A 20,325-nucleotide genomic window follows, 5' to 3' on the forward strand; every position below is an offset into this window, starting at 1 on the left:
CGTTGCGCTTAAACAGGTACAAACTGTCAAATGACACTCATTTCTGACAAGCAATACTGGCAGAAAGCCTTTACATGGGGCAAAATACGCCACGTAATTGGCGCCAATAAATTGTTTTGGTGACCAATGGGTCAGTGCGTGGCAAATGGCTATTCTTTGTGAACGGCTAGTGCGAAAGATGGTCAAACCGGTGACATCCTGTAGCTCATTGCCAGTATCGCTTCCCTGAACTAACCGGTTAAACGTGTGCGCCCTTATGAAACAGGCTACCTACTCCAGCCGCACGGCTGACAAGTTCGTTGTTCGCTTGCCCGACGGCATGCGCGAGCGCATCGCTGATGTCGCGCGCAACCACCATCGCAGCATGAACTCCGAAATCATCGCCCGCCTCGAGCAGAGCATGCTTCAGGAGGGCAGCCTGGGCGACGAGGTCAACCTGCGCCTGGACAGCCCCGAACTTTCCCTGCACGAGCGCGAGCTGTTGCAGCGCTTTCGCCAGCTGACGCGACGCCAGCAGAATGCCCTGGTGGCGCTGATCGCCCATGACGCAGAAATGGCGGCGGACGAGCAGTAGCACCAAATAAACTGCCTTCGAGACCGGAGCAGGCCCAGCAAGAAAAAGCCGCCCAGAGAGGCGGCTTTTCTGTTTACGACTGGACCGATCCGGTCAACCGACGAAGTTGAGCAACACCCCCGCCGCCACCGCCGAGCCGATCACCCCGGCCACGTTCGGCCCCATGGCATGCATCAGCAGGAAGTTCTGCGGGTTGGCTTCCAGGCCGACCCTGTTCGACACCCGCGCCGCCATCGGCACCGCCGACACCCCGGCCGAGCCAATCAGCGGGTTGATCTTGTTGCTGCTGAGCAGGTTCATGCCCTTGGCCATCAGCACCCCGGCCGCGGTACCGCCGCAGAAGGCCACCATGCCCAGCACCAGAATGCCCAGGGTCTTGAGCTGCAGGAAGGCCTCGGCCGACAGCTTGGAGCCCACGGTGAGCCCCAGACCGATGGTGACGATGTTGATCAGCGCATTGCGCGAGGTGTCCGCCAGGCGCTCGACCACGCCGGCCTCGCGCAACAGGTTGCCGAAGGCGAACATGCCCACCAGCGGCGCGGCGTCCGGCAGCAGCATGCCGACCAGCAGGCAGAGCACCAGCGGAAAGACGATCTTCTCGACCTGACTGACATGCCGCAGTTGCTGCATGACGATGGCGCGCTCTTCCTTGGTGGTCAGCGCACGCATAATCGGCGGCTGGATCAGCGGCACCAGGGCCATGTAGGAATAGGCCGCCACGGCGATCGGGCCGAGCAGGTCCGGCGCCAGCTTGGAGGTGACGAAGATCGAGGTCGGGCCATCGGCGCCACCGATGATGGCGATGGACGCCGCCTCCTTGAGGCTGAACTCCATGCCGGGGATGCCCAGAGCGGTCAGCGCCAGGGCGCCGATCAGGGTGGCGAAGATGCCGAACTGCGCCGCCGCGCCGAGCAGCAGGGTCTTCGGGTTGGCCAGCATCGGCCCGAAGTCGGTCATGGCGCCGACGCCCATGAAGATCAGCAGCGGGAACAGGCTGGTGGGCAGGCCGACCTCATAGATCATGTGCAGGAAACCGGCACCCTCGGCCATGTTGGCCACCGGAATGTTGGCCAGCACCCCACCGAAACCGATGGGGATCAGCAGCAACGGCTCGAAACCCTTGCGGATCGCCAGGTAGATCAGCCCCACGCAGACCAGGATCATCAGGCCCTGGCCGGGCTCGAGGTGATAGAGGCCGGTGCTCTGCCACAGTTTGACAAGCTTCTCCATGACGCGCCCCTCAGGCGATGGCCAGCAGGCTGTCGCCCACCGCCACCGCATCACCGACCTTGACGTTGACGGCGGCGACGGTGCCAGCCTTGAGTGCGCGAATCTCGGTTTCCATCTTCATCGCCTCGAGGATGATCACCAGCTGCCCTTCCTCGACCACAGCGCCCGGCTGCACCAGTACCTTGAAGATGTTGCCGGCCAGCGGCGCGGTCTGCGACTCACCAGCGCCAACCGGAGCGGCCGCTGCGGCGGCGGGCGCGCCACTGCTGCCCCCCAGGGCCTTGATGCCACTGATATCGCCGCCCTCGCCCACCTGCACCACGTAGGACTTGCCGCCGACTTCGACGGTATAGACCTCGGGTTTGCCAGCCTCGCGCGCCGGCAGTTCCTGTCCGCTCGGCACCGGCTCGAAGGCCGCCGGGTTGCCACGGTTTTCCAGGAACTTCAGGCCGATCTGCGGGAACAGCGCATAAGTCAACACGTCGTCGATTTCATCCTTGGCCAGCTTGATGCCCTTCTCCTGGGCGATGCCCTTGAGTTCGGCGGTCAGCTTGTCCATCTCGGCCTCGAGCAGGTCGGCCGGGCGACAGCTGATGGCCTCGCCACCATCCAGCACGCGCGCCTGCAGCTCGGCGTTGAACGGCGCTGGCGCCGCGCCGTACTCGCCCTTGAGCACGCCGGCGGTTTCCTTGGTAATCGACTTGTAGCGCTCGCCGGTCAACACGTTGATCACCGCCTGGGTGCCGACGATCTGCGAGGTCGGGGTCACCAGCGGGATGAAGCCCAGGTCTTCGCGCACCCGCGGGATCTCCGCCAGTACCTGGTCGAACTTGTCCTGGGCACCCTGCTCCTTGAGCTGGTTCTCCATGTTGGTGAGCATGCCGCCCGGCACCTGGGCGACCAGAATGCGCGAGTCGACGCCCTTGAGATTGCCCTCGAATTTCGCGTACTTCTTGCGCACCTCGCGGAAGTAGGCGGCGATCTCCTCCAGCAACTCGAGGTTCAGCCCGGTATCGCGCTCGGTGCCCTGGAACATCGCCACCACCGACTCGGTCGGCGAATGGCCATAGGTCATCGACAGCGAGGAAATCGCCGTGTCGACGTTGTCGATACCGGCTTCCACCGCCTTGAGGATGGCCACGGAGGACAGCCCGGCGGTGGCGTGGCACTGCATGTGGATCGGGATCGACAGGCTGGCCTTGAGCCGCGACACCAGCTCAAAGGCGATATAGGGAGTGAGGATGCCGGCCATGTCCTTGATGGCGATGGAGTCGGCGCCCATGTCCTCGATCTGCTTGGCCAGGTCGACCCACATCTGCAGGGTGTGCACCGGGCTGGTGGTGTAGGAGATGGTGCCCTGGGCGTGCTTGCCCTGGCGCTTAACCGCCTGCAGGGCGGTCTGCAGGTTGCGCGGGTCGTTCATCGCGTCGAACACGCGGAACACGTCGACGCCGTTCACCGCGGCGCGCTCGACGAACTTCTCCACCACGTCGTCGGCGTAGTGCCGGTAGCCGAGCAGGTTCTGCCCGCGCAGCAGCATCTGCTGGCGGGTATTGGGCATGGCCTGTTTCAGGGCACGGATGCGCTCCCACGGGTCTTCGCCGAGGTAGCGGATACAGGCGTCGAAGGTCGCGCCGCCCCAGGACTCCACCGACCAGAAGCCGACCTGATCGAGCTTGGGCGCGATCGGCAGCATGTCCTCGAGGCGCACGCGGGTGGCCAGAATGGATTGGTGGGCGTCACGCAGCACCACGTCGGTGATGCCGAGGGCCTTTTTCTCAGCGGTCATAGCAAAGCTCCCTGTCAAACCTGGATCAGCCGCGGCGCGCGCGGTGTTGATGAATGGCGGCCTGGATGGCGGCGAGTACGTCGGGCTCGGGCTCGTGCAGCGCGGCCTTGGCTGGCGCGGGCGCGGTGGCGACACGCTGCGGCGCAGGCGCGGCGAAGCGCTCGAGCAGCCGCGCCATCAGACGAATCGCGAAAATCAGCAGAACCAGGAAGATGAACACGGATCCCATGCCGAACAGCATGAGCTCGACGCCCTCGAGCAGGAGTTGACTGGGGGTCATGATGACTCCTTTTGGTCGCGGCTCAGGGCCGCGTTTTCGTTATTAGCGGAGAGGCCCGGAAACACGCCGGGCAAAGCTGGCGAACCTTAGCTTGAAACAAGCGTTTGAAGCAAACCCAGAGCCGCAAAAGAGACATTTTCGGACGCAATTGCGCCATCGATCCGATGCGAGCACCCGGGGTAAACGAAGGAGAGCGCCTTCACAGCAGAAAGACCGAGGCCATGCCGAGGAAGATGAAGAATCCGCCGCTATCGGTCACCGCCGTGATCATCACGCTGGCCCCCATCGCCGGGTCGCGCCCCATGCGCACCAGCGTCATGGGAATCAGCACGCCCATCAACGCCGCCAGCAGCAGGTTGAGGGTCATGGCTGCGGTCATCACCACGCCCAGCGACCAGCTGCCATAAAGCGCATAGGCCACGGCACCGATCACGCCGCCCCAGACCAGCCCATTGATCAGCGACACACCCAGCTCCTTGCGGATCAGTCGCGAGGTATTGCCGGTGCTGACCTGATCCAGCGCCATCGCCCGGACGATCATGGTAATGGTCTGATTGCCGGAGTTGCCGCCGATGCCGGCGACTATCGGCATCAGTGCCGCCAGGGCCACCAGTTTCTCGATCGATCCCTCGAACAGGCCGATCACCCGAGAGGCGAGGAAGGCGGTGATCAGGTTGATCGCCAGCCAGGCCCAACGGTTGCGCAGGGACTTCCACACCGAGGCGAAGATATCTTCCTCCTCGCGCAGACCGGCCATGTTCAGCACTTCGCTTTCGCTCTCTTCGCGGATCAGATCGACCATCTCGTCGATGGTCAGGCGACCGATCAGCTTGCCATTCTTGTCCACCACCGGGGTGGAGATCAGGTCGTAACGCTCAAAGGCCTGGGCCGCGTCATAGGCATCCTCATCCGGATGGAAGCTCACCGGATCGGTGGCCATCACGTCGCTGACCAGGCGCTCCGGGTCGTTGACCAGCAGCCGCTTGATCGGCAGCACACCCTTGAGCACGCCGTCGTAGTCGACCACGAACAACTTGTCGGTATGCCCCGGCAGCTCCTTGAGACGACGCAGGTAACGCAGCACCACTTCCAGGCTGACGTCTTCGCGGATGGTGACCATCTCGAAGTCCATCAGCGCACCGACCTGCTCCTCCTCGTAGGACAGCGCCGACCGCACGCGCTCGCGCTGCTGCGCGTCGAGGCTCTCCATCAGCTCGTGGACCACGTCCCTCGGCAGCTCGGAGGCCAGGTCCGCCAGCTCGTCGGCATCCATCTCCTTGGCCGCCGCAAGGATCTCATGATCCTCCATGTCGGCGATCAGCGACTCGCGGACTGCGTCGGACACTTCCAGGAGGATGTCGCCGTCGCGCTCGGCCTTGACCAGCTGCCAGACGGTCAGGCGGTCATCGAGAGGCAGGGCTTCGAGAATATGAGCGACGTCGGCGGGGTGCAGGTCGTCAAGCTTGCGTTGCAACTCGGCGAGGTTCTGCCGGTGCACCAGGCTTTCCACCAGCTCCTGCTGCTGCCCCTCCTGGCGATGGGTCAGGTCCTCCACCACCTTGTGGCGGTGCAGCAGCTCGACCACCTGGGCCAGGCGATCCTGCAGGCTTTCTTGCGGCTTCTTGGCGTCTACTTCAGTCATGGCGCGCTCCTCCCCCAGCGGCGGCGCACGCCAAAGAGGGTCAATCAATCAATACGCGATTGCACAATCGAGATTCAGAGTAACTACTGGGTAAGTCCATGGTGGTGTTCCACAGGCCCCGGCGGGGCTGACGCGGCAGATGATAACACCGCACGGTCGCATTTCGCCTGGCAAAAGCCGGTCAAGAACAAGCGCTTGCGCCACAAACCCGAGTGTTTTAGTCCGGTCTTCGACTGCGACGCGCGAGCCAGAGCACAAGGCACCACTGGCGAATGCAAAGCCATCGGCTAGGCTGTTTCGACGATCGTCAAGGAGGACGCCCGCATGCATGGACTGCACTACGTAGCACTCTGCGCCACCCTGCTTTGCCCCACACCCCTGCTGGCTGCAACGGTGTTTCGCTGCGAAGACGCCAACGGCCACATCACCTTCACCCTGCAAGGCTGCAGCGAGCAGCAGTTCGTCAAACTGCAGATCGCCGACAACCCCACTCCAGGCAGTGGCAAGCCCATACCCATGGCGAAAACCGCCAAGGCACCGCGCAACAAGGCACGAGCCGGGCGCGCCGAGCCACTGGTGGTTGCCGAACAGCAAGACGGCTGTGGCAATCGCGTCACCGGCAGCGCTCGCCGCAGCGCCATGATCAAGCAACAGATAGTTGGCGGCATGACTCGCGCCGACGTGGAGAGCGCCCTGGGCAGGCCAGACAAAGTCAGCAGCCAGAATGGCCAGACGCGCTACCACTACAGCGACCAGCAGGGTAACAACCGCCAGATCAGCTTCGACGAAGCCGGCTGCGTCAAAGGCAAGCGCTAACCCTAGCGAAGCAAATCCCAGGCAAATAAAAAGGGCCTGCATCGCTGCAGGCCCTTTCGGTATGGCGCACTCAGGAGGATTCGAACCTCCGACCGCCCGGTTCGTAGCCGGGTACTCTATCCAGCTGAGCTATGAGTGCGTATGGCGCTTTTAGACCAGATCACCGCTGGTTAAAACAAAATGGCTTACAATCGCTGCAAGCCATCTGCAATATGGCGCACTCAGGAGGATTCGAACCTCCGACCGCCCGGTTCGTAGCCGGGTACTCTATCCAGCTGAGCTATGAGTGCGCTGATCGTGCGCATTATAGGGCCTAGAACTCGTTTATCAAGCATTTTTTCGATAATTTTCAACAACTTATCGATCTAACGCCTAACTACCACCCTATGCTGCAAATATGGCGGAGAAGGGGGGATTCGAACCCCCGACACCCTTTTGAGGTGTACTCCCTTAGCAGGGGAGCGCCTTCGGCCACTCGGCCACCTCTCCGCAACACGGGGCGCATGATAACCATGTTTTCCCCGTTTGCAAAGCCAAATTTCGAGAAAAATTAGTGGCTTGGCTCGTCGTCTTTCTCTTTCTGGATGCGCTGGTAAATTTCCTCACGGTGCACGGCAACCTCCTTCGGCGCATTAACGCCAATGCGCACCTGATTACCTTTCACGCCCAACACGGTGACAGTCACTTCATCACCGACCATCAGGGTCTCTCCGACCCGGCGAGTCAGAATCAGCATTCCTTTCTCCTCACGGCTTACATTTCAGGACAACAGTCTGCAAAAAAGAAAATGGTGGCAGCCCCGAGTAGCTCAAGCGGAACCTTCACCCAAGTATTGACCAGAGTGGGCAGAAAGAAAGTCCCGCCCACACCGACCAAAAAAGACGAAAGGCGCGGAACCTGCCGCGCCTTTCGGATAGTGCCTCAGTCGCCCTGGCGGGCCGGAGCGTCCAGCTCGAATGCGGTATGCAGGGCGCGCACCGCGAGCTCCAGGTATTTCTCCTCGATCACCACCGACACCTTGATCTCCGAGGTCGAGATCATCTGGATATTGATGTTCTCCTTGGCCAGGGCCTCGAACATGCGGCTGGCGACCCCGGCATGGGAGCGCATGCCGACACCGACGATGGACACCTTGGCGATCTTGGTGTCGCCGATGACTTCGCGGGCACCCAGTTCGCGCGAGGTGTTTTCCAGCACCTGCTGCGCAGCCTGGTAGTCGTTGCGATGCACGGTGAAGGTGAAGTCGGTAGTGTTATCGTGGGAGACGTTCTGCACGATCATGTCCACCTCGATATTGGCGGCACTGATCGGACCGAGAATCTTGAAAGCCACGCCCGGGATGTCCGGCACGCCACGGATGGTCAGCTTGGCTTCGTCGCGATTGAAAGCGATGCCGGAGATGATCGGCTGTTCCATGGTTTCCTCTTCATCAAGGGTAATGAGGGTGCCCGGCCCCTCTTGGAAGCTGTGCAGCACGCGCAGCGGGACGTTGTATTTGCCGGCGAATTCCACCGAACGAATCTGCAGCACCTTGGAGCCGAGGCTGGCCATCTCCAGCATCTCTTCGAAGGTGATCTTTTCCAGGCGCTGGGCCTGCGGCACCACGCGCGGATCGGTGGTGTAGACACCGTCGACATCGGTATATATCTGGCACTCGTCGGCTTTCAGCGCCGCGGCCAGGGCCACCCCGGTGGTGTCGGAGCCACCGCGGCCGAGCGTGGTGATATTGCCGTGCTCGTCGACACCCTGGAAACCGGCGACCACAACCACACGCCCGGCCTTGAGGTCGTTGCGCAGCTTCTGGTCGTCGATCTGCAGGATGCGCGCCTTGTTGTGCGCGCTGTCGGTGAGGATGCGCACCTGGTTGCCGGTGTAGGACACCGCTGGCACGCCTCGCTTGATCAGCGCCATGGCCAGCAGGGCGATGGTCACCTGCTCGCCGGTGGACACCATCACATCCAGTTCGCGCGGCACCGGCTGATCGTCGCTGACCTGTTTGGCCAGATCGATAAGACGGTTGGTTTCGCCACTCATGGCCGACACCACGACGACGATGTCATCACCGTTCTCGCGGAATTTCTTGACCTTCTCGGCGACCTGCTGAATACGTTCAACGGTGCCGACGGAGGTGCCCCCGAATTTTTGTACGATCAAAGCCATTTCAAAGCCGCCTCAGCCCGTGAAGGGCGCCCATTAGACATTCAACTCAGCACACTGCCAAGACCCGCCGGGCGGGGCGGGTCCTGACCTCAACGCCAGACCTGCCGGCGCTCAGAGCCCCTGCTCGACGAAGGCGGCGGCCAATCCCAGCGCCGCATCCAGGGCCGCCGCATCGCTGCCGCCGCCCTGGGCCATGTCCGGTCGACCGCCGCCCTTGCCGCCTACGGCCGCCGCCGCCTGCTTCATAAGCTCGCCGGCCTTGAGCTTGGCGGTCAGATCCTGGGTCACCCCGGCCACCAGCACCACCTTATCGTCCTGCACGCCGCCGAGCAGGATCACCGCGCTGCCCAGCTTGTTCTTTAGCTGGTCGACCATCGCCAGCAATGCCTTGCCGTCGAGGCCATCGAGACGCGCGGCGAGCACCTTGGCGCCCTTGACTTCGATGGCCGAGCCGGCCAGGTCGTTGCCCGCGGCACTGGCGGCCTTAGCCTTGAGCTGCTCCAGCTCCTTCTCCAGCTGGCGGTTGCGCTCCAGCACGCCGGCGAGCTTGTCCAGCAGGTTGTCGCGACTGCCCTTGACCAGCATCGCCGCTTCCTTGAGCTGCTCTTCGGCGCCGTTCAGGTAGGCCAGCGCCGCGGCGCCGGTGACCGCTTCGATACGGCGCACGCCGGCGGCTACACCGCCTTCGCTGATGATCTTGAACAGACCGATATCGCCGGTACGGGAGACATGGGTACCGCCGCACAGTTCGACCGAGAAACCACCACCCATGGTCAGCATGCGCACGGTCTCGCCGTACTTCTCGCCGAACAGCGCCGCGGCGCCCTTGGCCTTGGCGGTGTCGATATCGGTCTCTTCGGTCTCCACTTCGCTGTTCTTGCGAATCTCGCCGTTGACCATGTCCTCCAGCGCCTTGAGCTGGGCGGGCGTCACCGCTTCGAAGTGACTGAAGTCGAAGCGCAGGCGCTGGCTGTCGACCAGCGAGCCCTTCTGCTGCACGTGCTCGCCGAGTACCAGGCGCAGGGCCGAGTGCAGCAGGTGGGTGGCCGAGTGGTTGAGCGCCGTGGCCTGGCGCACCGTGGCGTCGACCTGGGCGGTGACCTTGCTGCCCACGCGCAGGGTGCCGCTGCCGATGATGCCGTGATGCAGGAAGGCGCCGCCGGCCTTGGTGGTGTCGCGCACATCGAAGCGCGCATCCACCGCGGCAAGGAAGCCGCAGTCGCCGACCTGACCGCCGGACTCGGCGTAGAACGGCGTCTGGCTGAGGACCACCACGCCCTCCTCGCCCTCGGCGAGCTGCTCGACCGCCTCGCCGGCCTTGAACAGCGCGACCACTTCGCCCTCGTCGGCGGTGCAGACATAGCCAGTGAACTGGGTGTCGGTCTCCACCTTGACCAGGCTGTTGTAGTCCATGCCGAAGGCGCTGGCGGAGCGGGCGCGCACGCGCTGACCCTCCATCTCGCGCTCGAAGCCGGCCTCGTCGATGGTCAACCCGCGCTCGCGGGCGATGTCGCCGGTCAGGTCGACCGGGAAACCGTAGGTGTCGTACAGCTTGAACAGGGTTTCGCCGGGGATCATCTTGCCCTTGAGGCCGACCAGGTCCTGCTCGAGGATCTTCAGGCCCTGCTCCAGGGTCTTGGCGAACTGCTCCTCCTCGCCCTTGAGCACGCGCTCGATATGTGCCTGCTGCTGCTTGAGCTCCGGGAAGGCCTCGCCCATCTCGGCCACCAGGGCGGCGACGATGCGGTGGAAGAAGCTGCCCTTGGCGCCCAGTTTGTTACCGTGGCGACAGGCGCGACGGATGATGCGGCGCAGCACGTAGCCACGGCCCTCGTTGGACGGGGTCACGCCGTCGGCGACCAGGAAACCGCAGGAGCGGATGTGGTCGGCCACCACCTTCAGGGAAGCCTGGCCCTCGTTGGCGCAACCGATCGACTCGGCGGCGGCGTCCAGCAGCTTCTGGAACAGGTCGATCTCGTAGTTCGAGTGCACATGCTGGAGCACTGCGCTGATGCGCTCCAGGCCCATGCCGGTGTCGACGCTCGGCGCCGGCAGCGGGTGCATGACGCCGTCGGCGGTGCGGTTGAACTGCATGAACACGTTGTTCCAGATCTCGATGTAGCGGTCGCCATCTTCTTCCGGGCTGCCGGGTGGGCCGCCCCAGATGTCCGCGCCGTGGTCGTAGAAGATCTCGGTGCAGGGGCCGCACGGACCGGTGTCACCCATCGCCCAGAAGTTGTCGGAAGCGTACGGCGCGCCCTTGTTGTCGCCGATGCGCACCATGCGCTCGGCCGGCACGCCGACCTGCTGAGTCCAGATGTCGTAGGCCTCGTCATCGCTGGCGTAGACGGTGACCCACAGCTTGTCCTTGGGCAGGCCCAGCCACTTGTCCGAGGTGAGGAACTCCCAGGCGTAGTGGATGGCGTCGCGCTTGAAGTAGTCGCCGAAGCTGAAGTTACCGAGCATCTCGAAGAAGGTGTGGTGACGCGCGGTGTAGCCGACGTTCTCCAGGTCGTTGTGCTTGCCGCCGGCACGCACGCACTTCTGGCTGGTGGTGGCGCGGGTATAGGCGCGCTTTTCCAGGCCGAGGAAGCAGTCCTTGAACTGGTTCATCCCCGCGTTGGTGAACAGCAGGGTCGGGTCGTTACCCGGAATCAGGGAGCTGGAGGCGACACGGGTGTGCCCTTTCTCTTCGAAGAAGCTCAGGAAGGCTTCACGGATTTCTGCGCTTTTCATAGGGTCATCCACGGAATCAGGCGGCCACGGCAAAGCCGGCAAAGGGCCGCATTATATCGGGCCTGCGAGGGGTGGCTAGTGCCTTTCTCGATAGAGGGCGGCTATTCGGCGCCGCGCCTGCTTCAGGGTTGACGGAAGGCGGCGAACGCCTCGAGTACCCGGCCGATATCGGCGGCGGCGAAATCCAGATGAGTGACCAGACGCAGGCGCGGCGCTGCGCTCAGGCGAATCCCCCGCTCGACACAGAAGGCCTTGAGCGCGGCGGCCTGCTGGTCGACCTGCACATAGACCATGTTGGTCTGCACCGGCTCGACCGCATAGCCCAGCTCAGCCAGGCCCGCGGCCAGGCGCTCGGCATTGGCATGATCCTCGGCCAGGCGCGCCACCTGATGATCCAGGGCGTAGAGCCCGGCCGCCGCCAGCACCCCGGCCTGGCGCATGCCGCCGCCGACCATCTTGCGCAGGCGCCGGGCCTTGCCGATCAGCGCCGCGCTGGCGCACAGCACCGAGCCCACCGGCGCGCCCAGGCCCTTGGACAGGCACACCGACACCGAGTCGAAGTGGCGGGTAATCTCGCCGACCGACACCCCCAGCCTGACCGCGGCATTGAACAGCCGCGCGCCATCCAGGTGCAGGGCCAGGCCATGGCGACGGGTCAGCTCACGGGCAGCGGCCAGGTAAGCCAGCGGCAGCACCTTGCCCTGCGTGGTATTTTCCAGTGCCAGCAGGCGGGTGCGGGCAAAGTGGAAGTCGTCGGGCTTGATCGCCGCCTCGACCCGCGCCAGATCCAGCGTGCCGTCGCCCTCCATCTCCAGCGGCTGTGGCTGGATCGAGCCGAGCACCGCGGCGCCGCCGCCTTCATACTTATAGGTGTGCGCCTGCTGGCCGACCAGGTACTCCTCGCCACGCTCGCAATGGGCCATCAGGCCGAGCAGGTTGCTCATGGTGCCGGTCGGCACAAACAACCCGGCCTGGAAACCCAGCTGCGCGGCCAAGTGACTCTCCAGGCGGTTGACCGTCGGGTCCTCGCCGTAGACATCATCGCCCAGCTCGGCGGCCAGCATGGCCTCGCGCATGCCGGGGGTGGGCTGGGTGACGGTGTCGCTGCGCAGGTCGATGATGGACATGGAAGCCTTCCCTGAGAGTGGCGAAAGCCCCGATGCTAAGGCGGCCGCAGATGACCGGCAAGCTACAGATGGGCGCCGCTCGCGCAGGACAGTTGCACGCGCAAGCAGCGACAGGACCCGCCGGACGGATCAGGCCAGGTCAGCGTCTTCTGCCGGGACGATGAGAATGCCGGCGCGCAGGCCGTTCTTCACCCGGGGATTGGGGAAGATGATCCGCGCGCCCTGCTCCTCGACCACCCAGCGTGTGTCGCTGAGGTCCTCGGCGAGCAGGTAGCCGACCGGCAGCTCGCTGAAGTTCTCGATATCCGCCGGCAGGTGCAGGCGGAAGCCGTCGCTGTGCTTGATGATCTCCCGCGCCACGGCGAACAGCTGCAGATCGCCTAGCTCGGCGTTCTGCTCCTCCTGCTCGGACTCGCGTCCTTCGATGATGCGGTGCAGGTGCGCCTCCAGGCGGTCGAGGTTGACCTCCTGGTTCTGGCCGAAGGCACGGGCCTTGCCCAGCTCCAGGGTGAAGGCCTCGGCCCCGAGCTGGCTGTAGGTATAGGCGCTGAAGGTGATCGAGCTCTTGTTGTGCAGCAGCACCGCCTCGACCCCCGCGGCATTCAGCCGGGCCAGCTCGCGCTTGCTGCGCGCGCGCCCTTCCTGGAACGGGTAGAGGGCGAACTGCTCGATCTTCGAGCCGCGGATGGCGGTGTGCAGGTCGTAATGCAGGCGCGTGCGCCCGGGCTGGCTGAAGAAGGCAGCGGCCAGGTGCTCCAGTTCGCAGGCCCGCATCGCCTCAAAGCCCGCGCTCATCTCATGATGGCCGTTGAACAGGCGGTTGATGTCCTGCTCGACGTAGCGCTCGCCCTGGCGTATCGCCGGCGGGTTGCCGAGCAGGAACAGCATGCGCGCGCGAGGCTTGAGTTCGCCCCGGGCAATGCCGTGCAGCAGGCGATCGAGCAGTTCGATCGGCGCGGTCTCGTTGCCGTGAATGCCGGCCGACAGCAGCAGGTCCAGGCCACTGTCGCTGGCGACCGGCGGCGTCACTTCCAGCGCGCCCTCGGCCAACCAGCGCAGCCGCGCGCCCTCGGGAGTCAGCTGGAGCTTCGCTGCCGGCTCGTGGCCGGCCAGGGTCAGTTCGAGCAGTTTGCCGAGGGCAAGCATAGGGGTTACCTCAATCGTGATTGCAGTCGGGACCGTGGACGTGCTTGTCGTCACCGAGCTCGGCCGCTTCCATTTCCAGCGCCAGGCTGACCAGGTTGGTGGCCAGCGGGCGCAGCACCAGGTTGGCGTACTCGCTGTCGCCTTCGGCGACGTCGACGCCGATCATCAGCTGGCCGTTGCCGACCTGCTGAATCCACACTTCCTTGCCCTGCCAGAGGACGGCGAAGCGGGTGCAGGAGGTTTCCAGCTGGGTGCCGTCGGTATCTTCGAGGATCAGTTGCAGGGCATCGGACATGGTCATCAGTACTCAGTTAAGCCAATTGGAAGGGATATACCGAGCCCAGTTTAAGGATCTGCGTCAGTTCATCCAATGCCGAACGGCACTCGAGCAGCAATTGCGGGTCGGCCAGGTCGCTTTCGCGCAGCTCGTCGCGGTAGTGCTTGTCGACCCACAGGTTCAGCGTGTCATACAGGCCCGGGGTCATGATCACCCCCGGATTGACCGCTTCCAGCTCCTGTTCCTTGAGCGCCACGCGCAGGCGCAGGCAGGCCGGGCCACCGCCGTTCTGCATGCTCTGCTTGAGGTCGAAGACCTTGACCTCGCGAATCGGCCCCTGACCGGCGGTCAGCTGCTGCAGGTAGCTCCACACCTTGGCGTTGTTGCGGCACTCCTCCGGCACGATCAGCAGCATGCTGCCGTCGCCGCGGCTGAGCAGTTGGCTGTTGAACAGGTAGGACTTGACCGCATCCTCGACGCCGACGGCATCGCGAGGCACGCACACCGCCTGGAAGCGGCCGCCGCGCCGCGCCAGTTTTTCGCCCAGTTCGGCGAGCACCCGGTCGGTGTCGAGGAAGGCGTCCTGGTGATAGAACAGCACCTCGCCGTTGCCGACCGCGATCACGTCATTGTGGAACACGCCCTGGTCGATCACCGCCGGCGACTGCTGGGCATAGACCACGCCCTCCTCGCTCAGGCCATGCAGCCGGGCCACCGCCTGCGAGGCCTCCAGGGTCTGCCGCGCCGGGTAGCGCTGCGGCGCCGGGAAGCGGCTGTCGAAGGCGCTGCGCCCGAACACGAAGAACTCCACGCCGGCATCACCGTAGCCCTTGCAGAAACGCGTGTGATTGGCCGCGCCCTCGTCACCGAACTGGCCCACCGCCGGCAGCGCGGCGTGATGGGCGAAATGCTGCTCGCTGGCGAACATGGCGCCGAGCACGCGACTGGTGGTCGGGTGCTCGATCGAGCGGTGGAACTTGCAGTTGAGGTTGGCGGCGGTGAAATGCACGCGGCCGTCCGCGGTATCGGCACTGGGGCTGACGGTACAGGCGTTGGCGGTCCACATGCTCGAGGCCGAACAGCTGGCGACCAGCAGCGGCATGGCGTCCCTGGCCGCCTTCTCGATCACCTGGGCGTCGCTGCCGGTGAAGCCGAGGCTGCGCAGCACGGCGACGTTGGGCCGCTCCTGCGGAGCCAGCACGCCCTGCTTGAAGCCCATCTCCATCAGTGCCTTCATCTTCGCCAGGCCCTGCTTGGCGGCCTGCTTCGGGCTGGACACCGCCTGGCTGTTGCTCTGCGAGGCGACGTTGCCGTAGGACAGGCCACCATAGTTATGGGTCGGCCCCACCAACCCGTCGAAATTCACTTCAAAGGCGTTGTTCACAGGCTTACTCCGGGAGTCAGGGTGGCGGGCAGGCTCAGGCTTTCAGCCTCCAGCGAGGCCACCGGATAGGCGCAATAATCCGCTGCGTAGTAGGCGCTGGCGCGGTGGTTGCCGGAGGCGCCGACCCCGCCGAAGGGCGCGCTGCTGGCCGCGCCGGTCAACTGCTTGTTCCAGTTGACGATGCCGGCGCGACTGTGCAGCCAGAAACGCTCGTAGCTGGCCTTGGCGTCCGACAACAGTCCGGCGGCCAGGCCGTACTGGGTATTGTTGGCCTCGGCGATGGCGGCATCGAAGTCGGCGTAGCGGATGACCTGCAGCAGCGGACCGAAGAGCTCCTCGTCGGCGCGTTCGGTGACCGCGCTCACGTCGACAATGCCCGGGCTCAGCAGCGCCGTGTCGGGCTCCAGGCGGGTCATCTGCAACAGCGCGCAGGCACCTTTGGCCAGCAGCTCATCCTGTGCCTTAAGCAGCTGTTCGGCGGCCGCCAGGGAAATCACCGAGCCCATGAAGGGGGCCGGCTGCTCGTCGAAGCGGCCCACCTTGAGCTGGCCGGCGACCTGCACCAGGCGCGCCAGCAGGGCGTCACCCCAGGCGCCTTGCGGCACCAGCAGGCGGCGGGCGCAGGTACAACGCTGACCGGCGGAAATGAAGGCCGACTGGATGATGGTGTAGACGGCGGCCTCGACATCGGCGACCTGGTCGACGATCAGCGGGTTGTTGCCGCCCATCTCCAGGGCCAGGATTTTCTCCGGGCGACCGGCGAACTGGCCGTGCAGCAGGTTGCCGGTGCGGCTCGAACCGGTGAAGAACAGGCCATCGATGCCCGGGTGGCCGGCCAGGGCCACGCCGGTTTCCCGCGCACCTTGTACCAGGTTGAGCACGCCGTCCGGCAGACCGGCCTCGATCCAGCACTTGACGGTCAGTTCGGCGACCTTGGGCGTCAACTCGCTGGGCTTGAACACCACCGCGTTGCCGGCCAGCAGCGCCGGCACTATGTGGCCGTTGGGCAGGTGGCCAGGGAAGTTGTAGGGGCCGAACACCGCCACCACGCCGTGGGGCTTGTGCCGCAGCACGGCGGTGGCGTCGCCCAGGGGGCCGCTCTTCTCGCCGGTGCGCTCACGGTAGCTCTGCACCGAGATGGCAACCTTGTTGACCATGCTGGTCACCTCGGTAGCCGCCTCCCACAACGGCTTGCCGGTCTCCTCGCCGATCGCCTGGGCCAGCTCGTCGGCGCGCGCCTTGAGGGCCACCGCGAAGCGCTCCAGCACCGCGATGCGGCCATCCAGCGAGTGCGCCGCCCAGCCCGGGAAGGCGGCACGGGCGGCCTGCACGGCGGCCTCGACCTGCTGCGCAGCGGCGCCACGGCCCTGCCACAGCACCTGCTGGCTGACCGGGTTCAGCGATTCCAGGGACTCGCCCTGACCTTCCTGCCAGCGACCGGCAATGTAATGGGTGCTCATCTTGTTCTATTACTCCCAGCAAATTCGCCACCCGGCTGCGCGCCGGATGCGCTTATTGGCGCGCCGCGCCAGGCGATGCCGGGCGGCGCACAATCCTCAACCGCGGGCCGACAGGGCCACCGCGCGCACCAGATCGCCGGCGGCCAGTTGCAGGCGCTTGGCGGTCAGCGGATCGACCACCAGGGTGCCCGCAGCCAGGCGGGCCGGCGCGGCGGTGATGCGGCAGTCGGCGCGCTTGCGGTTGTGAATCACGAAAGGCGTGGCGTCGTCCCCGGGTGTGCCGACGGCCAACACCAGGACCTGACTGTCGCGCACCGCGCGAATCTTCGCGGTCTCCGCCTCGATGGCCGGGCCGGCGTCGAAGATGTCGACGTAGCCCTGATAATGGAAACCCTCGCCCTTGAGCATGGCCAGCGCCGGCTCGGTATCCGGATGGACGCGGCCAATCACGGCCCGCGCCTCCTCCGAGAGGAAGCAGGTGTAGAGCGGGAACTTCGGCATCAGCTCGGCGATAAAGGCCTTGTTGCCCACGCCGGTCAGGTAATCCGCCTGGGAGAACTCCATCTTGAAGAAGTGCCGGCCCAGGCACTCCCAGAACGGCGAACGGCCATTGGCGTCGGACATGCCGCGCATCTCGGCGATCACCTTGTCGCCGAACAGCTCGCGGAACTCGGCGATGAACAGAAAGCGCGCCTTGGACAGCAGGCGGCCGTTCAGGCCGCTGCGGTGCTGGGCGTGGAGAAACAGCGAGCACAGCTCGGAGTTGCCGGTCAGGTCGTTGGCCAGGAACAGCGTGGGAATCTGCCGATGGATGTTCAGCTCCTGGGAGGCGCTGACCGTCAGGCCGACCCGGTAGTTGTACCAGGGCTCGCGCAGGCCGACCGCGCCGGCCACCGCGGAGATACCGACCACCTGGCCGGCGTCGTCTTCGAGCACGAACAGGTAGTCGGCATCGCCGCGCTCGGCATCGCCGCGGAAGGCTTTTTCCGCCCAGCCGACGCGGTGAGCCAGGCGCTCCTCGTTGGCCGGCAGCGTGGTCAGGCCGGCGCCGGTGCTGCGCGCCAGGTCGATCAATGCCGGAAGGTCGGCGCTGCGTACGGGACGAACGATCATGCTGACTCCTTTAAACCGCGACCAGGCGCACGCTGGCGCCATCGCCGACGCCCAGGGCTTCGGCGGCTTCAACACTGAGGGTGACCGGCTTGCCCGGAACCCAGTCGAGCTCCGCGACGACGGCGCGGAAATCCTGCAACTGGCCGTTGCTCACCAGGTAGGGACGACCGTCCTTGCCCGGCTCGCCGACCCTGACCGGCACCATGCGGCTCTGGGCGATGGAGCGAATGCCCGAGGTGCGTGCATGCAGGGTCGGACCGCCGTCGAAGATGTCGATGTAGTGGTCGGTCTCGAAGCCCTCGCGCATGAGGATGTCGAAGGTCACCTGGGCGCGCGGATGCACCTGGCCCATGGCCTCCTGCGCCGCATCGGGCAACAGCGGCACGTAGATCGGATAGCTCGGCATCAGCTCGGCGAGGAAGGTGCGACTCTTCAGGCCACAGAGGCGCTCGGCCTCGGTGTAGTTCATGTCGAAGAAGTTGCGCCCCACGGCATCCCAGAACGGCGAATCACCCGCCTCATCGCTGTAGCCGACGATCTCCACCACCATCGCGTCGGCGAACCGCTCCGGGTGGCTGGCGACGAACAGCAGGCGGCCGCGCGAATTGAGTTCCGACCAGATGCCGCCGACCAGCGGCCGTTCGACGTAGAAGCTGGTCAACAGGCTGTTGCCGGTGAGGTCATGGCACAGCGACAGCACGTGGATCTTGTTGTGGATCTTCAGCTCGCGGGAGTTGTGCACGAAGGTTTCGTTGCGAAAGCTGTAGAACGGCTCGGAATAGCCCGCCGAGGCGACTATCGCCGAACAGCCGACCAAGCGGCCGCTGTCGCTGTCCTCGAGCACGAAGAAGTAGCTCTCCTCGCCGTTGAAGCTCACCTCGGCGGCGAAGGACGCCTCCGAGGCGGCGATCTTGTCGCGCAGACGCGCAGCGTCGTCCGGCAGGGAAGTCACACCGACCGGGCTGTCCGCGGCGAGACGCTGCACTTCAGTGAGGTCGGCCATTTGCGCGGGTCGCATCACCAGCATGGTGTCACTCCTTCTAAGAAAAGCTCCAGATGGCTCGCGCCGAGCCACCCAGAGAAACCGCGGCAACCGCCGCGGCACACACAGGATCGTTCATCCCTGGTCTTGCCCCACCCCATCCATGAAGCGGGAAACGCGCCCCCGGCGCCGACCTCCTGGAGGCCCGCGCCGGGGCGCCGGCTCAGGCTTGCGCCAGCTTGGCCACCGCGCGCTCGAAGCGTGCCAGGCCTTCGTCGATATCGGCATCCTCGACCACCAGACTCGGGGCGAAGCGCACCACGTCGGGGCTGGCCTGCAGGACCATCACACCCTCCACCGCGGCGGCATCCAGGATCGCCTTGGCCTTGCCCTTCCAGGCATCGCTGAGCACGCAACCGATCAGCAGCCCGAGGCCGCGCACCTGGCTGAACACGCCATATTGCTCGCCGATCTGCTCCAGCTTGGCCTTGAAGCGCTCATGCTTGGCCTTGACGCCATCCAGCACCTGCGGGGTGTTGATCACATCGAGCACCGCCTCGGCCACCGCACAGGCCAACGGATTGCCGCCGTAGGTGGTGCCGTGGGTACCGACCGCCAGGTGCTTGGCCAGTGCCGTGGTGGTGAGCATGGCGCCGATCGGGAAGCCGCCGCCCAGGCTCTTGGCGCTGGAGAGGATGTCCGGGGTCACGCCGTAATGCTGGTAGGTGAACAGCGAGCCGCTGCGCCCCATGCCACTTTGCACCTCATCGAACACCAACAGCGCGTCGTGCTCGTCGCACAGCTGGCGCGCGCCTTCCAGGTAGGCCTGATCGGCCGGCATAACGCCACCCTCGCCCTGGATCGGCTCCAGCACCACGGCGCAGGTCTTGTCGGAGATCGCCGCCTTCAGCGCGGCCAGGTCGTTGTAGGGCACGTGCGTGATGCCCTGGATCTTCGGGCCGAAGCCATCGGAATACTTGGGCTGGCCGCCGACGCTGACGGTGAACAGGGTGCGGCCGTGAAAGCTGTTGGTGGCGGCGATGATCTCGTACTTGTCTTCGCCGAACTTGTCGAAGGCGACGCGACGGGCCAGCTTGAACGCGGCCTCGTTGGCCTCGGCGCCGGAGTTGCAGAAGAACACCCGCTCGGCGAAGGTGGCGTCGATCAGCTTCTTAGCCAGGCGCAGGGCCGGCTCGTTGGTGAACACATTGGAGATGTGCCACAGGGTGTTGGCCTGCTCGGTGAGCGCCTCCACCAGGGCCGGGTGGCAATGCCCCAGGGCATTGACGGCGATGCCGCCGGCGAAGTCGATCAGCTCACGACCGCTCTGGTCCCAGACTCGCGAGCCTTCGCCGCGCACCGGCACGAAGGCCGCGGGAGCATAGTTGGGCACCATTACCTGGTCGAAATCGGCGCGTTGCACCGGGTCGTGCTGAACAGACATTTGCATTCTCCTGACTAGGAACACCTGCATTGGGCGGCAGGCGATGGGGAGGATTGTAGGGATTGATCCGGGGCCGGCATTGCCGCCATGCGACAACTTCTTATAGCGCCACCCCGGGAAAAACCGACGCTTATGAAAATGCGACAGAAAGCGTCGGGAAGGCGC

General features: G+C 65.0%; 17 protein-coding genes and 3 tRNA genes. 2 read left to right on the forward strand and 18 right to left on the reverse strand.

Annotation, left to right across the window (positions count from 1 at the left end):
• Positions 1-256: 256 nt before the first annotated feature.
• Positions 257-574, forward strand: a complete 318-nt coding sequence (locus ACSX1D_RS14130; protein WP_439859102.1) for an Arc family DNA-binding protein — start codon at positions 257-259, stop codon at positions 572-574.
• 93 nt (positions 575-667) lie between these two features.
• Here ACSX1D_RS14130 and ACSX1D_RS14135 read toward each other — a convergent pair whose 3' ends face one another.
• The 4 genes from ACSX1D_RS14135 to mgtE form a co-directional block, all read right to left on the reverse strand.
• Complete coding sequence (locus ACSX1D_RS14135) at positions 668-1,804, reverse strand: sodium ion-translocating decarboxylase subunit beta (protein ID WP_439859103.1); 1,137 nt, start codon at positions 1,802-1,804, stop codon at positions 668-670.
• Positions 1,805-1,814: 10 nt separating this feature from the next.
• Positions 1,815-3,593 carry a sodium-extruding oxaloacetate decarboxylase subunit alpha gene (gene oadA, locus ACSX1D_RS14140; protein ID WP_439859104.1) on the reverse strand — a complete coding sequence of 593 codons (1,779 nt, stop codon included), beginning with the start codon at positions 3,591-3,593 and terminating at the stop codon, positions 1,815-1,817.
• Positions 3,594-3,618: 25 nt separating this feature from the next.
• Positions 3,619-3,873: an OadG family protein gene (locus ACSX1D_RS14145; RefSeq protein WP_439859105.1), complete on the reverse strand. Its 255-nt coding sequence runs from the start codon at positions 3,871-3,873 to the stop codon at positions 3,619-3,621.
• A gap of 199 nt (positions 3,874-4,072) precedes the next feature.
• Positions 4,073-5,515, reverse strand: coding sequence for a magnesium transporter (gene mgtE, locus ACSX1D_RS14150; RefSeq protein WP_439859106.1), 1,443 nt, complete (start codon positions 5,513-5,515; stop codon positions 4,073-4,075).
• Positions 5,516-5,839: 324 nt separating this feature from the next.
• On the opposite strand from mgtE, the gene ACSX1D_RS14155 reads away from it, so the two are divergent.
• On the forward strand, positions 5,840-6,331 hold the full coding sequence (locus ACSX1D_RS14155; RefSeq protein WP_439859107.1) for a DUF4124 domain-containing protein: 492 nt from the start codon (positions 5,840-5,842) through the stop codon (positions 6,329-6,331).
• Between the two features lie 62 nt (positions 6,332-6,393).
• Here the strand turns inward: ACSX1D_RS14155 and ACSX1D_RS14160 are convergent.
• The 14 genes from ACSX1D_RS14160 to ACSX1D_RS14225 all read right to left on the reverse strand — a co-directional run bounded on the left by ACSX1D_RS14160 (position 6,394) and on the right by ACSX1D_RS14225 (position 20,160).
• A tRNA-Arg gene (locus tag ACSX1D_RS14160) sits at positions 6,394-6,470 on the reverse strand.
• Positions 6,471-6,544: 74 nt separating this feature from the next.
• Positions 6,545-6,621 (reverse strand) — tRNA-Arg (locus ACSX1D_RS14165).
• Positions 6,622-6,729: 108 nt separating this feature from the next.
• Positions 6,730-6,820 (reverse strand) — tRNA-Ser (locus ACSX1D_RS14170).
• 61 nt (positions 6,821-6,881) lie between these two features.
• Positions 6,882-7,067: a carbon storage regulator CsrA gene (csrA, locus tag ACSX1D_RS14175; protein ID WP_069899380.1), complete on the reverse strand. Its 186-nt coding sequence runs from the start codon at positions 7,065-7,067 to the stop codon at positions 6,882-6,884.
• Positions 7,068-7,252: 185 nt separating this feature from the next.
• A complete protein-coding gene (locus ACSX1D_RS14180; protein WP_439859108.1) occupies positions 7,253-8,491 on the reverse strand; it encodes an aspartate kinase in 1,239 nt (412 codons plus the stop codon).
• Positions 8,492-8,602: 111 nt separating this feature from the next.
• Complete coding sequence (gene alaS / locus ACSX1D_RS14185; protein WP_439859109.1) at positions 8,603-11,227, reverse strand: alanine--tRNA ligase; 2,625 nt, start codon at positions 11,225-11,227, stop codon at positions 8,603-8,605.
• A gap of 122 nt (positions 11,228-11,349) precedes the next feature.
• A complete protein-coding gene (gene ltaE / locus ACSX1D_RS14190) occupies positions 11,350-12,354 on the reverse strand; it encodes a low-specificity L-threonine aldolase (protein WP_439859110.1) in 1,005 nt (334 codons plus the stop codon).
• A 129-nt stretch (positions 12,355-12,483) separates the two neighbouring features.
• On the reverse strand, positions 12,484-13,500 hold the full coding sequence (astE, locus tag ACSX1D_RS14195) for a succinylglutamate desuccinylase (RefSeq protein WP_439859111.1): 1,017 nt from the start codon (positions 13,498-13,500) through the stop codon (positions 12,484-12,486).
• Positions 13,501-13,510: 10 nt separating this feature from the next.
• Positions 13,511-13,795 (reverse strand): topoisomerase II, encoded by a 285-nt coding sequence (locus ACSX1D_RS14200; protein ID WP_439862330.1) that lies wholly within the window; start codon positions 13,793-13,795, stop codon positions 13,511-13,513.
• Between the two features lie 16 nt (positions 13,796-13,811).
• Positions 13,812-15,161 (reverse strand): N-succinylarginine dihydrolase, encoded by a 1,350-nt coding sequence (gene astB / locus ACSX1D_RS14205; protein WP_439859112.1) that lies wholly within the window; start codon positions 15,159-15,161, stop codon positions 13,812-13,814.
• Complete coding sequence (gene astD, locus ACSX1D_RS14210) at positions 15,158-16,621, reverse strand: succinylglutamate-semialdehyde dehydrogenase (protein WP_439859113.1); 1,464 nt, start codon at positions 16,619-16,621, stop codon at positions 15,158-15,160. The genes astB and astD overlap by 4 nt, the downstream gene beginning before the upstream one ends.
• Positions 16,622-16,717: 96 nt before the next feature.
• Complete coding sequence (astA, locus tag ACSX1D_RS14215; RefSeq protein ID WP_439859114.1) at positions 16,718-17,734, reverse strand: arginine N-succinyltransferase; 1,017 nt, start codon at positions 17,732-17,734, stop codon at positions 16,718-16,720.
• A gap of 10 nt (positions 17,735-17,744) precedes the next feature.
• Entirely contained in the window at positions 17,745-18,761 is a 1,017-nt protein-coding gene (gene aruF, locus ACSX1D_RS14220; RefSeq protein WP_439859115.1) for an arginine/ornithine succinyltransferase subunit alpha, read from the reverse strand.
• Positions 18,762-18,939: 178 nt separating this feature from the next.
• A complete protein-coding gene (locus ACSX1D_RS14225) occupies positions 18,940-20,160 on the reverse strand; it encodes an aspartate aminotransferase family protein (protein ID WP_439859116.1) in 1,221 nt (406 codons plus the stop codon).
• Between the last annotated feature and the right edge of the window lie 165 nt (positions 20,161-20,325).

Origin of the sequence: Pseudomonas sp. MBLB4136, assembly GCF_051904765.1 — a bacterium.
Classification (GTDB): Bacteria; Pseudomonadota; Gammaproteobacteria; order Pseudomonadales; family Pseudomonadaceae; genus Aquipseudomonas.

Excerpts from the sequence above, each read along its gene's own strand:
- ACSX1D_RS14180 (WP_439859108.1), bottom strand. The coding sequence starts at position 8,491 with ATGGCTTTGATCGTACAAAAATTCGGGGGCACCTCCGTCGGCACCGTT.
- ACSX1D_RS14145 (WP_439859105.1), bottom strand. The coding sequence starts at position 3,873 with ATGACCCCCAGTCAACTCCTGCTCGAGGGCGTCGAGCTCATGCTGTTC.
- ACSX1D_RS14155 (WP_439859107.1), top strand. The coding sequence starts at position 5,840 with ATGCATGGACTGCACTACGTAGCACTCTGCGCCACCCTGCTTTGCCCC.
- mgtE (WP_439859106.1), bottom strand. The coding sequence starts at position 5,515 with ATGACTGAAGTAGACGCCAAGAAGCCGCAAGAAAGCCTGCAGGATCGC.
- ACSX1D_RS14135 (WP_439859103.1), bottom strand. The coding sequence starts at position 1,804 with ATGGAGAAGCTTGTCAAACTGTGGCAGAGCACCGGCCTCTATCACCTC.
- alaS (WP_439859109.1), bottom strand. The coding sequence starts at position 11,227 with ATGAAAAGCGCAGAAATCCGTGAAGCCTTCCTGAGCTTCTTCGAAGAG.
- astA (WP_439859114.1), bottom strand. The coding sequence starts at position 17,734 with ATGATCGTTCGTCCCGTACGCAGCGCCGACCTTCCGGCATTGATCGAC.
- astD (WP_439859113.1), bottom strand. The coding sequence starts at position 16,621 with ATGAGCACCCATTACATTGCCGGTCGCTGGCAGGAAGGTCAGGGCGAG.
- ACSX1D_RS14130 (WP_439859102.1), top strand. The coding sequence starts at position 257 with ATGAAACAGGCTACCTACTCCAGCCGCACGGCTGACAAGTTCGTTGTT.
- csrA (WP_069899380.1), bottom strand. The coding sequence starts at position 7,067 with ATGCTGATTCTGACTCGCCGGGTCGGAGAGACCCTGATGGTCGGTGAT.
- ACSX1D_RS14200 (WP_439862330.1), bottom strand. The coding sequence starts at position 13,795 with ATGTCCGATGCCCTGCAACTGATCCTCGAAGATACCGACGGCACCCAG.
- aruF (WP_439859115.1), bottom strand. The coding sequence starts at position 18,761 with ATGCTGGTGATGCGACCCGCGCAAATGGCCGACCTCACTGAAGTGCAG.
- astE (WP_439859111.1), bottom strand. The coding sequence starts at position 13,500 with ATGCTTGCCCTCGGCAAACTGCTCGAACTGACCCTGGCCGGCCACGAG.
- ACSX1D_RS14225 (WP_439859116.1), bottom strand. The coding sequence starts at position 20,160 with ATGTCTGTTCAGCACGACCCGGTGCAACGCGCCGATTTCGACCAGGTA.
- ltaE (WP_439859110.1), bottom strand. The coding sequence starts at position 12,354 with ATGTCCATCATCGACCTGCGCAGCGACACCGTCACCCAGCCCACCCCC.
- oadA (WP_439859104.1), bottom strand. The coding sequence starts at position 3,593 with ATGACCGCTGAGAAAAAGGCCCTCGGCATCACCGACGTGGTGCTGCGT.